At 71.3% G+C, this 14448-nt stretch carries 11 protein-coding genes; 4 read left to right on the forward strand and 7 right to left on the reverse strand.

What is annotated here, in order from left to right:
• Positions 1-45 precede the first annotated feature (45 nt).
• From Vse01_RS18660 to Vse01_RS18685, 6 genes are all read right to left on the reverse strand, one after another.
• Entirely contained in the window at positions 46-1302 is a 1257-nt protein-coding gene (locus tag Vse01_RS18660; protein WP_198413235.1) for a sensor histidine kinase, read from the reverse strand.
• Between the two features lie 47 nt (positions 1303-1349).
• Complete coding sequence (locus Vse01_RS18665; RefSeq protein ID WP_232511390.1) at positions 1350-2036, reverse strand: response regulator transcription factor; 687 nt, start codon at positions 2034-2036, stop codon at positions 1350-1352.
• A 100-nt stretch (positions 2037-2136) separates the two neighbouring features.
• Positions 2137-3504 carry a cytochrome P450 gene (locus Vse01_RS18670; RefSeq protein WP_093408855.1) on the reverse strand — a complete coding sequence of 456 codons (1368 nt, stop codon included), beginning with the start codon at positions 3502-3504 and terminating at the stop codon, positions 2137-2139.
• Positions 3501-4622, reverse strand: a complete 1122-nt coding sequence (locus Vse01_RS18675; protein ID WP_232511391.1) for an alpha-hydroxy acid oxidase — start codon at positions 4620-4622, stop codon at positions 3501-3503. Before Vse01_RS18675 ends, Vse01_RS18670 begins: the two co-directional genes overlap by 4 nt.
• 4 nt (positions 4623-4626) lie before the next feature.
• Positions 4627-6207 carry an FAD-dependent oxidoreductase gene (locus Vse01_RS18680; RefSeq protein ID WP_232511392.1) on the reverse strand — a complete coding sequence of 527 codons (1581 nt, stop codon included), beginning with the start codon at positions 6205-6207 and terminating at the stop codon, positions 4627-4629.
• Positions 6208-6241: 34 nt separating this feature from the next.
• On the reverse strand, positions 6242-7774 hold the full coding sequence (locus tag Vse01_RS18685; RefSeq protein ID WP_093408860.1) for an aromatic amino acid ammonia-lyase: 1533 nt from the start codon (positions 7772-7774) through the stop codon (positions 6242-6244).
• Between the two features lie 74 nt (positions 7775-7848).
• Here Vse01_RS18685 and Vse01_RS18690 point away from each other — a divergent pair, with 74 nt between their 5' ends.
• Both Vse01_RS18690 and Vse01_RS18695 read left to right on the forward strand, forming a co-directional pair.
• A complete protein-coding gene (locus Vse01_RS18690) occupies positions 7849-9420 on the forward strand; it encodes an NAD(P)-binding domain-containing protein (protein ID WP_093408863.1) in 1572 nt (523 codons plus the stop codon).
• On the forward strand, positions 9417-10973 hold the full coding sequence (locus Vse01_RS18695) for a class I adenylate-forming enzyme family protein (RefSeq protein WP_093408865.1): 1557 nt from the start codon (positions 9417-9419) through the stop codon (positions 10971-10973). Before Vse01_RS18690 ends, Vse01_RS18695 begins: the two co-directional genes overlap by 4 nt.
• A gap of 30 nt (positions 10974-11003) precedes the next feature.
• On the opposite strand, the gene Vse01_RS18700 is transcribed toward Vse01_RS18695, so the two are convergent.
• The gene (locus tag Vse01_RS18700; RefSeq protein WP_139233217.1) at positions 11004-12194 is read right to left on the reverse strand and encodes a hypothetical protein; all 1191 of its coding nucleotides are present in this window, start codon (positions 12192-12194) and stop codon (positions 11004-11006) included.
• Positions 12195-12218: 24 nt separating this feature from the next.
• On the opposite strand from Vse01_RS18700, the gene Vse01_RS18705 reads away from it, so the two are divergent.
• Both Vse01_RS18705 and Vse01_RS18710 read left to right on the forward strand, forming a co-directional pair.
• Positions 12219-13253, forward strand: coding sequence for an SRPBCC family protein (locus tag Vse01_RS18705; RefSeq protein WP_093408870.1), 1035 nt, complete (start codon positions 12219-12221; stop codon positions 13251-13253).
• Between the two features lie 111 nt (positions 13254-13364).
• Positions 13365-14435, forward strand: coding sequence for an extracellular catalytic domain type 1 short-chain-length polyhydroxyalkanoate depolymerase (locus Vse01_RS18710; RefSeq protein WP_093408873.1), 1071 nt, complete (start codon positions 13365-13367; stop codon positions 14433-14435).
• The last annotated feature ends 13 nt before the right edge of the window (positions 14436-14448 follow it).

The raw sequence follows: 14448 nt of genomic DNA on the forward strand, positions 1-14448 counted from the left end.
CGGCCGGTCAGCTCTCGTTCCACACGTCCCGTACGCCCTCCCCGGTCAGGCGTCGCCGGAGACCGACGCGAGCGTCGACGCAGCCGGTCGCGGGCTCGTCCCGACCGGCAGCCGGACGGCGAACCGGGCGCCCCGACCGGGATGGCTGCGGGCGTCGATGCTGCCTCCGTGCCCGGTGACCACCTCCCGAAGCAGTGCCAGGCCGAGCCCGGTGTGGCGCTTCTCCGGGCCCGCGCCGCTGTAGAACCGGTCGAAGATGCGGTCGGCCGGGTCGAAGCCGTTGCCGGTGTCGGCGACGATCAACTCCGCCACGTCGGGGGCGGGCAGGCGCACCGTCACGTCGATCCGTCCGCCGGCCGGGGTGTGGGTGAGGGCGTTGGTCAGCAGTTCGCTGATCACCCGCCGCAGCGCCGATTCCACCCCGGCGACCGGGACCGGCACGTCCGGACGGCTGAGGGTGAGCGCCACACCCTGTTCGCCGGCCCGGTCGTTCTCAGCGAGCACGGCGGCCTCGGCGAGAGTGGCCAGGTCCACCGGGTCGGCGGCCGGCCGGTCACCCGGGGCGGCGGCCAGCCGGGCGGAGAGCAGCAGGTCGTTGACGACCTCGCCGAGTCGTCTGGTGGTGCCGGTCAGGCGATTCAGCTCCGACTGGTACTCGACGGGGATGCCGGCGGCGCCGGCCCGCCGCGCCAGCAGTTGTGCCCGGGTGTGCACCTGCGCGATGGGCGTACGCAGTTCGTGGCTGACGTCGGCGATGAATCGGCGCTGCCGGGCGAGGGAGTCGGCCAGCGGCGCGACGGCGAGCCGGCCCACCACGCAACCGCTGGCGACGGCGACGACCAGCCCGAGCAGTTCCGCGACGGCGAGCGCGACGAGCAGGTGACGCCGGTCGGCGAGTTGGTACCGGGCGTCGAAGATCGCCTGCACGACGTCCTCGCCACGGGTCTCGGTCAGGACGAAGTAGACCGTGCCGTTGCGCGTGATCGTGGTTTCCGCCGGGACTCCGGTGCTGGCCGTGGTGGTCATCGCCGTCGCCAGCGGGAACCCGGGCGGTGCCGGCACCGTACCGCCGCTGATCTCACCGTCGCGGAGCAGGAACAGCCAGGTGCAGCCGGGTGGACCGGACGGGTCGCTACGGCTGGCGGTGTAGGCGAGTTCGCGTTTGATCTGGCGCTCCTGGTCACGGACCAGCATGCCGTAGGCGAGCACGCCGACCGCCGTGACCAGGACGGTCACCGCGAGCCCGACCAGCACGCCGACCCGGCGACGGGCCCTGGCCACCACGATGCGCTCGGCCGCCATCCAGGAGAGGCCGGCCGGCGCCGGCCGGCGCAGCCTCCGCCACGGCGTCACAGCTCACCGATCCGGTAGCCGAGGCCGTGCACGGTGCGGACCGCCGTCCGGCCGAGCTTGCGTCGCAGGTAGTACACATAGGTGTCGACGATGGAGGTCGCCGCCGCCTCGTCGAAGACCCGGCGGCGCAGCTCGGCGCGGGTGTGCACCGCTCGGGGGCGTACGGCGAGCACGCGGAGCAGTTCGAACTCCCGGGCGGAGAGCGCCACCCGGGTGCCGTCCGCCAGCACCACGTCTCGCAGGCCGAGGTCGAGCCGACCGGTGCCGATCGGCAGCGCCTCGGCGCCGTCCGAGGTACGTCTGCAGAGCGCCCGGAGCCTGGCACTCAGTTCGTCCAGGTCGAACGGCTTGATCAGGTAGTCGTCGGCGCCCGCGTTCAGGCCGGCCACCCGGTCGTCGACCGTGCCGAGCGCGGTGAGCAGCAACGCACGGGCACCGATCGCGCGCGAGCGCAGCCGGGTCAGCAGGTTGAGCCCGTCGAGCGCCGGCAGCAGCCGATCGATCACCATCACGTCGTAGGGTCGGGTGAGCCCGAGGTGCAACCCCCGTTGTCCGTCCCGAGCCACGTCGACCTGGTATCCCTCGTCGGCAAGTACCTCGGTGAGCATGTCCGCGAGTTCCGCGTCGTCCTCGACCAGGAGCAGCCGGTGTACGTCTGGTGATACCCCGCTTACCTGTAGCACACGTCGAGAATCCCACACCGATCCCTCGACATCGATTGTGACCAATGTCTCTATGTTGTCTCGATCGGCGATCGCCGCCAGCCCGATCGACCATCCGTGGTCATCGCCGGACCTGCTCGAAGTAGCTCGCGCAGAGGCGCTGACGTCGGGCGTCGAGCACCATCCAGGTGCCGAGCGCCAGTTGGACGAGGCTGCGCCCCACGTCGGACCAGCGGTCGCCCCACCGCATCACCGAAAGTCGGGCCCGGGCCGGCGGTCGAGCGTCGGTCGGGACGAGGAAGCAGGGTCCGCGGTTCGGCAGCGACCGGGTGTGCCGCACGGTGGAGACCAGGGCGTACCGGCGCAGCACCTCCCGGGTCACCGCGCGCATCATCACCGGCGCGACGCCGCGGGCCGGGCAGGCCCGGTTGGCGGTGACACCGAACGGGACGAAGTGCACGTCGCCCCGGTCCTGGGTGAGCCAGCGTTCCGGCTCGAAGGTGTCGTCGGCCGCCGGTCCGCTGCGCTGGTAGGCCAGGTAGTTGAAGAGCAGCACCGAGCCGGTCGGGATGGTCAGCCCGGCGTCGACCTCGATCGGGCCGGACGTGATCCGGTGCGCCACCCCGAACAGCGGATGCACCCGCAGCGTCTCGTCGATCACCCGGTCCAGGGCGGCGTCGCCGTCGGGGTCGTCGAGGGTGGCGACCAGTTCCCGCTGCACCGTCGGGTGTTGCGCCACGGCGAGCAGGAGGTGCGCCATCGCCTCCGACATCTGCACCACGGCGGTGTTGAAGAAGGTGCCCTGGAGATACCACGCTGTCTCCTCGGCGGTGAAGGGCTCCGGCAGCGTCACCGGCGCCGTACCGGCCTCGACCCGGGCTCGCAGATAGCGGGTGAGCCGATCGCGCCGGTCCAGGTGCCGAAGCCCGCAGCACTTGAGCGCGGTGACCACGTCGTCGGCGTTGGCCACGATCAGCGCCCGGACGTCCGGCGGGCACGCGGCGCCGAAGACGAGTTCGTAGTAGACCTCCGCCCAGATCGGCATCATCAGGTCCCGCAGCCGGACGTGGCGGGTCCGGCCGGCCGGCAGCTCGTCGAGGATCCGTCGGGTCGCCGCGCCGGCCAGCTCGGTCGAACGTCGATGCGACACCGCGACCACCCGCCTGGTCGTCCGGGCCACCGTGCGGTAGCGCTCGCCCGGCTCCAGGTGTTCCTGGTGCATCTGCGGCCCCGGCGCCAGCCAGTACCAGAAGAGGTCGGAGATGCCGGCGCCCCGGCTACGCCCGCTGGCCGCCGGATGGGAGTAGATCCGGGTGAAGTGCTCGGGACCGATCCGGGGGCCGGGCACCGGAATCCCCTCGGCGCCGTTCACCCGCCTGAAGATCCACTCGCGGAGCCGGATCACCGCCGGTGGCAACCGGCGCGGCAGCAGCCAACCCACCGCCAGCAGGCCGGCCAGGCAGCACAGCAGCACCAGCGGGTAGGTCATCCCGGCACCCGGTCGAGGATCATTTCGCGGGTGAGATCGGCGGGACGGACCGCACCGGCGAGCGTCATGGCCCGGGCCAGCTCGGCGCGGAGCAGGTCGAGCAACTGACTGACGCCGCGCTCGCCCCGGGCCGCCAGCGCCCAGAGCACCGGTCGACCGACCCCGACCGCGACCGCCCCGAGCGCCAGCGCGGTGAGGATGTCGGTCCCCCGGCGGATCCCGCCGTCGAGCAGGACGGGAATGCGACCCCCGACCGCCGCCACGACCGCCGGCAGGGCGTCGATGCTCGCCGGCACCCCGTCGAGCTGCCGCCCGCCATGGTTGGAGACCAGCACGGCGTCCACGCCGTGCGCGACCGCGAGGCGGGCGTCGGCCGGGTGCAGGATCCCCTTCAGCACGATCGGCAGCCGCGTCGTCGCGCGCAGCCACTCGATTCGGGCCCAGTCGAGGGTGGCGTCCATGACGATGTCCCGGACCCGGCCGGTCTCCGGGTCGCGCATGTTCTCGCAACAGTAGCCGGGCGGCAGGTCGAGGAAACCGTTGCGCAGGTCGCGGTCGCGGCGGCCGAAGACCGGCGAGTCGACAGTGACCACCAGGGCGCGGCAGCCGGCCGCCTCCGCCCGGCTGACCACCGAGGCGGTGAAGCCGAGATCCGGCTGTGGATAGAGCTGGAACCACAGCCGCGCCGACCGGTCCGACGGCTCGATCGCCTCGGCCACCGCCTCGATCGGCGTGGTGGAGGCCATGCTCACCACCAGTACGGTGCCGACCGCCCCCACCGCCCGGGCCGTCGCCACTTCCCCCTCCGGGTGCGCCAGCCGGTGAAAGGCGGTCGGAGAGACCAGCACCGGCATGGGCAGGGTCTCGCCGAGCAGTTCGGTCCGCAGGTCGCGCTCACCCCCGCCCCGCAGCACCCGGGGCAGGATCCGGTACGCGTCGAAGGCAGTCTCGTTGGCCCGTAGCGTCCGCTCGTCCCCGGCACCGCCGGCGAAGAAGTCCCGATGCACCGGATCGAGCCGAAGCCGCGCCTCGGCTTCCAGATCGTCGAGACGGTGCAGGGGCCCCGGGTCGGCCATTGCGGTGCGCGACGGGGTCACCTGCGCAGGCACCGATGGCATCGCGTCAGCCCACAGTGCTCGTCAGGCAGCGGCGCAGGAAGGCGACCAGCGGCGCCCGGTGCACCTGCGGCTTGTCCCACTGGTTCTCCAGGTTCTCCGCCAGGTGGTGCACCGCCGTCAGCTGACCACCGCGGTGGTGGCGCACCACCGGATGCAGGTACGCCGCGTCGTGGGCCTGGCCGGGCACGTCCTGGGCGATCCGGCTCACCGAGATGTCGAAAGGGTCGACCTGGTCGTGGTCGGGGCCGTACTCAAGGGTGACGACGAAGGCGTGCTCCACCGGATGATCGGCGGTGGCCAGCCCGGCCTGCCCGATGTAGTCGACGGGCAGTTCCTCGTGGTAGCGGGCACCCGATTCGGCCACGGTGAGCACGTCGGCGAGCACCGCGAACTGCTGCCAGAGGCCGGAGGAACGGTTGACCCGCTCGATGATCGCGTCGGCCGCCGCCTCGGCGGTCGCGTCGAGCTTCTCCGCCGGCCACGGATTGTCGTGGTACCGCTGTTCCAGGATGCGGTGCAGTGCCCGGACGCCGTACCGGAAACCGTGGATGAAGCCGTTCGTCGACTTCTTGAAGTCGCGCTGCTGAGTCAGCGTGCCGGCGAAGAACAGACCCGGAACGTTGACCGACTCGAAGGCGGGGGTCTGGGCCGGGAAGCGGTCGTTGATCACCAGCGTCGGTCGGCAGTCGTCGGCGAAGATCGACGCGTCGAAGCGGAAACCGGTGCAGGCCAGCACCCGGTCGTAGCGCAGCTCCTTGGTGACCTCGTTGGCTCGGGAGAAGCCGAAGGTCACCCGGTAGCCGTCACCGTCCCGCTCGATGGCGCGCACGTGCCCGTCCAGGATCGCATTTGCCGACTTGAGCTGGTAGGTGTCCAGGAAGTTGTTGTTCACCGCCCGCAGGTGCCCGACGTAGTGGGTCCGCCACGCCATCCGGACCGGACTCGGCCCGGCCACGTGGACCAGGGTGGTGGTCTCCATCAGGCTGTCCGCGGTCTCGAAAGCGGAGTTGCCCTTGCCGATGATCAGCACCCGCTGGTCGAGGAAGTCGCGTGGATCGACCGGCATCTCGTCGTACCGCTCCACCAGTTCGATGCCGGGAATCGGCGCGACGTACGGCTTCGAGACACCGGTCGCCACGACGACCCGACGCGCCCGGTGGGTCGTACCCTCCTGGTCGGTGACCGCGAAGCCACCGTCGGCGAACCGGGCGACCCGGACCACCCGGCTGCGGTAGCGGACCCGGACCCCGGTGGCCGCCGCGAAATCCGCCAGGTAGCGGACCATCACCTCGGCGTCCGGGAAGTAGCGCTCGGTGTAGCGGGTGAACCGCAACGCCGGGTCGTCGCTGAGCAGCGAGTTCCAGTCCAGCCGCAGGTTCAGCTCCGGATCGTCGGATCCGGTGTGCGGCTTGTTGATCGAGATGAGTTGACGGTGTCGGGGAAACCGGGTGAAGAAGGCACCGGGGATGTCGGCTGACTCCAGTACCAGGTAGTCCCGCAGGCCGTCCCGTTCGAGGAGCGCCCCGAGCTGAAGTCCGGCCGGCCCCGCCCCGATGATCAGATAGTCGAGCATCTCTGCGGTCACCAGGCGACGGTACGAAGGCGAACTCAGAGAAAAATCAGCCAGCCGAGGCCGGTAATTGTGGTGGCTCGGTCAGCAGGTCGAGCAGGTCGGCGGCGCGGCGGACATCGGCGTCGAGCGGCCGGTCCGGGTCGATCGCCGGCACGATCTCCGCGAGCCGCTCCAGCACCGCACCGCAGGCCGGTGCGGTCGGGGTACGCGCACCGACGTGCACCGCCTGACGCAGCCCGACCGCAAGCGTTCCGCAGATCAGCCGCAGCAACCGCGCCTGGTCCACGGCGCGCAGCGCGGCCTGGGTACCGAACGGCACGACGTCCTGATTGTGCAGATTCGTCGGCAGGCTCTGCATCCCGGCCGGGGTGGCCTGCCGGCGGATCTCCGCGACCATCGCGGTCGAGGCGAGCTGGGCGCCCTGCAGCCCGTGCTGCCGTCCCGGCCCGGCCGCGAGCATCGGCGGCAGCCCACCGTTGCGGACCGGGTCGACCAGGAGGTCGAGCTGGCGCTCCACGAGGTTGCCGAGCTGGGCCGCCACGGTCGCCAGCACGTCGGCGGCGAAGGCCGCCGGCTGGCCGAAGAAGTTGCCGCCGTGCAGCACCAGATCGTCGTCCGGGAAGAACAGCGGGTTGTCGCTGACGCTGCGCAGATCCGACTCCACCACGCCGTCGACGTACCGCAACGCGTCCTCGGCCGCGCCGAGCAGCTGCGGAGTGCAGCGGATGCTGTACGCCTCCTGGAGCGGGCGCCCACCCGACGGCACCGCGCCGGCAAGGCACTCCCGCATCCGGGCGCCGACGTCGGCCGCGCCGGGATGCCCGTACGCGGCCAGCAGCCGGGGATGCAGGAACTGGCCGGGGTCGCAGCCGAGCACGTCGACGAGGAGGCAGCTCAGCAGTTGGGCGGCCCGGTGCGCGCGGCGGATGTCGTCCAGCGCGAGCGCGGTGGCGGCGGTGGTAAGCGAGGTGCCGTTCACCAGCGCGAGCGCGTCGCGTCCGTCGAGGCGGAGCGGTGTCAGCCCGGCCGTGGCGAGCGCCTCGGCGGCGGGCCTCCGGTCACCGTCCAGATAGGCCCAGCCCCGGCCCCGCAGCGACTGGGTGGCATAGGCGAGCGGGATGAGGTCACCGCTGGCCCCGACCGACCCGAGGCGGGGCATCGCCGGCACGAACGTCGTGCCGAACATCGCGGCGAGCCCCTCGACGACCCGCAGCGAGACGCCGGAGGTGCCCTGACCCAGCGACCACACCCGGACCAGCATCGCCGCCCGGACCACCTCCGGGTCGATGTCCGGGCCCTGGCCGGCGCCGAGGTGCGCGAGGGTGTTGTCGCACTGGTCCGCGTCGTCGTCCCGGCCGGCGAACCCGACGAGCGCGCCGAACCCGGTGGTCGCACCGTAGACCTGACGGTTGTCGCCGAGGACCGCGCGCAGGTGGTCGCGGGAGCGCCGTACCCGGTCGCGTACCTCGGCGGCGATGTAGACGGTGACCTCGGTGGCGGCCCGGCGCAGGTCGGCCACCCGCAGCGGGCAGGCCAGGTCGATCGGGCTGACCGCGTCGGGCGCGGTGTGGGTCGTCATCGGGCCGACCGTAGCCGGGGATTCTCAGAGCGGTCTGAGTTATCTCTGATGACCCGCCGCTACCGTCCGGGCACATGACGCACGACTACCTGATCATCGGTGCGGGGCCGGCGGGACTGCAACTCGGCGCGTCGCTCGAACGCGACGGTCACGACTACGTCGTCCTGGAAGCCGGTGCCGAGCCCGGCTCCTTCTTCCGCAGCTATCCGCGACACCGCAAGCTGATCTCCATCAACAAGGTTCACACCGGCTCCGACGATCCGGAGTTCAACCTGCGGATGGACTGGAACTCGCTGCTCAGTGACGATCCGGACCTGCTGTTCAGCCGGTACAGCCAGCGGTACTTCCCGGCCGCCGACGACCTGCTGCGCTACCTCGCCGACTTCGCCAGGGCGACCGGGGTGCGGGTCCGCTACCAGACCCGGGTGGTCCGCATCGGCCGCGACAGCGGCGGCTTCCACGCCCTCGACGCCGACGGCCACACCTGGCGGGGACGCCGGCTGGTCGTCGCAACCGGTGTCTCGCAGATGCACGTGCCGGCCATCGACGGGATCGAGAACGCCGAACGGTACGACACGGTCAGCGTCGACCCGGCCGACTTCGTCAACCAACGCGTCATGATCATCGGCAAGGGAAACTCCGGCTTCGAGACCGCCGACGCGCTGATGGAGACCGCCGCCGTGGTGCACCTGGCCGGGCCCCGCTCGGTCCGGTTCGCCTGGCAGTCACACTATGTCGGGCACCTGCGGGCGGTGAACAACAACTTCCTCGACACCTACCAGTTGAAGTCGCAGAACGCCGTGCTGGACGGCACGGTGGAGAGCATCCACCGCCAGCCCGAGGGCGGTTACCTCGTCCGCTTCCGGTACGCCCGCTCCGTCGAGGCGATCCGGGAGATCCGCTACGACCGGGTCATCGCCTGCACCGGATTCCGATTCGACGCGAGCATCTTCGACGAGAGCTGCCGGCCCCGGCTGGTGATCGACGACCGCTTCCCGGAGCAGACCCCGGCGTACGAGTCGACCACGGTCCCCGACCTCTACTTCGCCGGCACCCTCACCCAGCAACGCGACTTCAAGCGATCGACAAGCGGCTTCATCCACGGCTTCCGGTACGGGGTACGGGCGCTGCACCGCATCCTCGCCTCCCGCTACCACGACACGCAGTGGCCGACCGCCCGGCTGGAGGCGACCCCCGAGGCGATCACCGACGCGATCATCGCCCGGGTCAACCGTTCCTCGGCGCTCTGGCAGCAGTTCGGGGTGCTCGGCGACGTGGTCACGGTACGCGACGACACCGCCTACTACCACGAGGAGGTGCCGATGGCGTACCTCGCCGACGGCGGGCTGGGCGGCGGCTGGGCGCTCGCCGTCACCCTTGAGTACGGGCCGGACCACGATTCCGTCGACCCGTTCGACATCTCGGTGCCCCGGGTGGCGGAGAACGACGCGCATGGCGCGCACCGGGCCACGTACCTGCACCCGGTCGTGCGGCACCACCGGGACGGGCAGGTGGTGGCCGTGCACCACCTGGCGGAAAACCTGGAGAACGAGTGGAACCTGCCCACCGTGCACCAGCAGCCGCTGGCGGTCTTCGTCAAGGAGTCCCTGGCCGGCGTCGCCCCGGTCGCAGGAGCAGCCGGGTGACGGCGGGAGGCGAACCGGGCTTTCCGCAGGCGATCCTCGACCTGCTGGGCAGCGGGCGGGCCCGGCCGGTCTTCGAACACGGTTCGCGGAGCGTCGGCGCCGACGAGATGTCCGAGCTGATCGCCCGGATCACGGCTGGTCTCCAGGCGGCGGGAATCGGCCCGGGCGCTGGGGTGGCGGTGGCACTCGGCGTGTCTCCGGAGGCGTTCGCCGCCATCGTCGCGGCCCAGGTGGTCGGCGCCCGGGTCGCCGGGGTACGCCCCGGACTGCCCGCCGATCACCTCCGGCACCTGCTCGGCCACCGGATCGCGGCGGTGCTCGTCGACCGCTCGACCGCGACACCGCAGCTGCGGTCGGCCAGCGCCGACCTTGCCCTGCTCGGCATCGGCCCGGTCGACGGGACACCCGACCTGACCGCCACCCGGGCCGACGTCACACCACCGGTCCCCGCCGGGCATCCGGACGACGTCGCCCGGGTCGTCTACACCAGCGGCAGCACCGGCAACCCCAAGGGCTGCCTCCAGACGTACGGGTCCCTCGACGCCGCCTGGGCGGCGCACCCGGACCGGTGGCCGCCGGCGGTCCGCGACCTTGCCGGCCACCTCGACCGCTACCTGGTCTTCGGCTCGCTCAACAGTCAGGTGATGCTGGAGTACGGCGTCCTCACCCTGGCCGCCGGCGGCACCATGGTGATCGCCGAGCCACCTCGTGCCGGTGCACCGTTCTTCCCCGACGCGCTGGTCCGGCACCGGGCGACCGCCAGCGTGATCACCGTCCCCAGGCTGGCGAAGCTGGTCGCCGCCCAGCGCGCCGCGGCGGCCGACCTCGGCACGCTACGCGCCCTGCTGGTCTCCGGCGCGCCCCTGCATCCGGCCCGGCTCGCCGAGGCGCTCTCCGTCCTCGGGCCGGTCGTCTACCACGGCTACGGCCAGACCGAGACCGGCATGATCTCCATGCTGACCCCGACGGAGATGCTCGCCGCACCGGCCCTGCTCGCCTCGGTGGGTCGTCCACCCACCGCGGTCGAGGTGCAGGTCCGCGACACCGACGGCCGGCCGGTCACGGCCGGGGTCGAAGGGGAGGTCTTCGTCCGCACTCCGTCACAGGCCAGCGGTTACTGGAACGAACCGGCAGAGACCGCCGAGGTCTTCACCGACGGTTGGGTACGCACCCGGGACCTCGGCCGGCTGGACGGCGACGGCTACCTGTACCTGCTGGGACGGGCCCGGGACGTCATCATCGTCAACGCCGACCTCCAGTACGCCGGCCCGATCGAACGTGTCCTGGCCAGCTGCGACGACGTCGCCGAGGCGTACGTGGTGGCCGCACCCGACGAGGAGACCGGCGAGGCGGTGCACGCCTTCGTGGTCCCCGCCACCCAGGGCCGGCAGCCGGATCCGGACGTGCTGCGCGAGCTGGTCCGCAAGCAGCTCGGCGAGCCCAGCACCCCCCGGAAGATCAGTTTCATCGCCGAGGCGCCGGTCACGGCCGCCGGCAAGCCCGACAAGCGACGCCTGGCCGGCCTGGCCGACGAGCGCGACGCCAGCGAGTGACGGATGCCACCCAAGCGCGCCGCCTGACGCTCACTGGATGGTGGTCTCGACCTCGGACAGCAGCCTCTGCACGGCGACACCGTGCGCAGCGGCATGGTCGTGCAGACGGGCGGCAGGCCCGGGCCCCCACAGGCGGGCGGCCAACTGCTGGTATTCCGAGAGTTTGGGCATCTTGCTGTCCAGGCGGAACAGGATGGCCAGCGGGCGGCGGCGCCACCAGCGGCTGATCCAGTCGATCGGTTGCGTCACCAGCAGCGCGCCGTAACTTGTCGGCACGGCCGGCGCGGCGGCCACCGCGACCGCCTTTTCGGTCAGGTTGAGCATCTCGGTCACGGAGACCGCCTCGCGTCCCGGGCCGCTCGCCTCCTCCAGCAGGGTTCGGTAGCGGGCCAGTAGTTTGCGGCGTTCGCGGATCGTGTCGGCGGCCTGCAACTCGGCCTTGAAGTCAGCGAAGTAGCGGCGGAATCCACTGAACTCGTCGCGGACTCGGAGCACTTGCTCGGGAATGTCGTCGAGACCGGACGCGCGGGACAGCACGAGCGCGGCGATCGGCGGGATCGGGATCGTCGACATGGCCGTCCACTCGGCGACGACGTCGCCTCCGGTGAGCGGTTCCTGGAGCGATTCGGCGATCCTGTCGTACAGCTGACGCGGCAGCGACCGGTAGGTCTTCTGCAGGGTGCCGGCGACGAACGGCACGCGGTCGAAGTCGGGAAAGTAGTCGAGGCCGTGTGCGGCGGCCACCACCAGGTAGCCGTTGCCCCGGTACATCCGCTCCTTGACCACGGCCTCGCCCGCGCTGGCGAAGCTGCCGAGCCCGTCGACCTGGGCGAGGAGATTGTTCAGCCCGGCCGCGTAGTCCAGACCGGCCACCGCGCCGGTCTCGCTGGCCGCGGACGGGTCGTCGCCGCTGCCTTCGGCGACCCGCATCGCGAGTTCGTCGGGCAGTCGCAGCGCCATCCGGCGCAGTTCGTCGCGCGGCAGAGTCGGCACAAACGTCCGGTACAGCCCCTCGCGGGCGAGTTGGCTGCTGAGGCCACTGACGTACTCGTTCGAGGCCCCCAGTGCCTCCATCCGGTCGAGCAGCACCGCAGCCTCGCAGAGCGAGCAGAGATCGAGGAACCTGGGGAGAGTCAGCGCCTCTGGGCGGGACAGGACGCTGCTGGCGTTGGCCATCAGTGTCTGCGTCACCAGCGCCACATTCTGTCCGTTTGCGGCCACGACGTGCATTCTAGGATCGGCCCCATGATGCTGGGCTCGACGGGCGTCGAAGCGACCGAGTTCACCGGAACAGACCTTTGCGCCGTACGCGACCTGGTGGCGGGCGGCCAGATCGTCCTGCTCCGCGACGAGGTGCCCGCAGACCGCCAGACGGATCAGTGGCCGCAGTACATCGTCGAGTCGGTCGGTGAGTGTGCTGCGGTGCCGCTGTCCGCCCTGACCGGCGCGGGCGGGCCGCGCTATCCGCTGGTGATCGGCCCACGCGAGAACATCCGCTACCTGTGCTCCTACGTCGACCGCATGCCACCGCCGCCATTTCCGTACGAGGCCCGGCCGGTGGTGACCGACTACCGGGAGTTCCGGGATCTGTGGGTGGCCGAGCCGGGCCGGTTCACGCCGGACACCGACGGCTACGCCATTGGCCACACGCTGGCGCTTCTGCATTCCCGCAACGTCCTGCACGGCGACGCGCATCGCGGTAACTGGCTGTTCGACCACGAAGGTCGGGCGCTGGTGGCCGACCCGAAGCCGGTTTTCCTTCGTTGTCCGCCGAGCCCGGAGCAGTGCGCGACCGACATCCGTCCACTGCTGCCCGCCCTGGACCCGAACGGCTGGATGAGCTTCCGGCTCAGTTACCGCAGGACCTGGCCGGAGGAGGGCCGGGTGATCGACCTGATCCAGCTCACCGACCGCACCGGCTGGGCAGCGGCGTTCCGCAACCGGGAATACCAGCGCGCCGCCGAGTTGATGGGCCGCCAGCTCACCGACGAGTGCACCCCGATCGTGCGGGTCATGCTGCTCGCCAACCGGGCGATCGCGCACAGCCGCACCGGCCGCCACGACGACGCGTGGCGGGACATCGCCGACGCCGCCCGGCTGGCGCAGGAGCGCAGCCCACACGTGGCCAGCGGACTCGCCATCGCCGTGGCCGTCGTGTCGGCCGACCAGGGCGACCGGGCGGCGGCACTGAACGCGCTGTCGATGGTGACCGGACAGCCCGAGCAGTTGCTCACCCGGCTTGAGCCGAGCGACGCTCAACTACCGATCATGAACATGTAGACCGGCGGCCGACGCGCCCAGGTCATTCGCCACGACCAGTGACGCTGTGTCACATGCAGTCATGACACCGCGGCACTGACAGGTTGGCTGCGTCCGCGCTGTCATGGGTACATGTCCATCACCCCTGCCGACGAGTCCGCGATGAATGCCGACGCCGATTCTCGTCGTCCCCGGCGGCGGTGGCTGGGGATCGTCTCCAGCATCTTCGTCACCGTCGTGGCCGTCGTCAGTCTCGGCGTCGCCGCTCTCCAACTCGGCCTGCCCTGGCAGATGGGCGCGGGCGACCGCAACCATGTCTACCAGGGCCCTGCTGGTTCGCAGCGTTACCAGGTTCATCTCCCGCCCCAGCAGGACGGGACCGCCCGGCTGCCGGTCGTCATGGCGATCCACGGTTGCGCGATGACCGGCTACGGGTGGAACTCGATGAAGGCCACCACGCAGTTCAACAGCCTGGCCGACCGGGAAGGCTTCATCGTCGTCTACCCCACGCAGTTGATCTCCCGCAACGTGATCGCCTGCTGGAACTCGGCCGACCCTCGCCAGCAGCAGCGGCACACCGGAGAACCCGCGCTGCTGGCCGGTGTCGCCCGCGAGGTGGTCGAGAAGTACGACGCGGATCCGGCGCAGGTGCACGTGGCCGGCGCGTCCTCGGGGGCGGGCACCGCCGTCATCCTCGGCGCGACCTATCCCGACGTCTTCGCCACGGTGACCTCGGTCGCCGGCGGTGAGTACGGCCTCGACCAGGTCGACCCGGACGACCCGGACTCGACCTCACCGCTGGACACGGCGCGGCAGGCGTGGGCGCAGATGGGCGAACGGGCCCGGCGGGTGCCGCTGCTGATCATCCAGGGCGAGCAGGACGATGTCGTGCCGCCTCTGGTCGCCACCCGACTCGCCGCGCACTGGACCGCGGTGGGTGACCTCATCGACGACGGGCAGCCCAACGACAGCCTCGGCCGGACCGAGGAGACCACGTCCGTGCCAGCCGCCGCGGGACGACACGCGTACACGCATACGACGATCACCGCGTCGGACGGCTCGTCGATCGTCGAGTCGTACCTCGTCCAGGGCATGGGGCACGCCTGGCCGGGCCCGGACGGCGACGGCAGGTACACCGATCACGCGGGTCCCGACGCCAGCGAGATCGTGTGGCGGTTCGCCGAACGCCACCCGATGCGGTGAGGACGGGTGTCGC

Origin of the sequence: Micromonospora sediminimaris (genome assembly GCF_016863575.1) — a bacterium.
Lineage (GTDB): Bacteria > Actinomycetota > Actinomycetes > Mycobacteriales > Micromonosporaceae > Micromonospora > Micromonospora sediminimaris.

Bases quoted from the DNA above. Each gene is read 5' to 3' on its own strand.
- Vse01_RS18660 (WP_198413235.1), bottom strand. From the start codon at position 1,302: ATGGCGGCCGAGCGCATCGTGGTGGCCAGGGCCCGTCGCCGGGTCGGC.
- Vse01_RS18670 (WP_093408855.1), bottom strand. From the start codon at position 3,504: ATGACCTACCCGCTGGTGCTGCTGTGCTGCCTGGCCGGCCTGCTGGCG.
- Vse01_RS18675 (WP_232511391.1), bottom strand. From the start codon at position 4,622: ATGCCATCGGTGCCTGCGCAGGTGACCCCGTCGCGCACCGCAATGGCC.
- Vse01_RS18685 (WP_093408860.1), bottom strand. From the start codon at position 7,774: ATGACGACCCACACCGCGCCCGACGCGGTCAGCCCGATCGACCTGGCC.
- Vse01_RS18690 (WP_093408863.1), top strand. From the start codon at position 7,849: ATGACGCACGACTACCTGATCATCGGTGCGGGGCCGGCGGGACTGCAA.
- Vse01_RS18705 (WP_093408870.1), top strand. From the start codon at position 12,219: ATGATGCTGGGCTCGACGGGCGTCGAAGCGACCGAGTTCACCGGAACA.
- Vse01_RS18710 (WP_093408873.1), top strand. From the start codon at position 13,365: ATGTCCATCACCCCTGCCGACGAGTCCGCGATGAATGCCGACGCCGAT.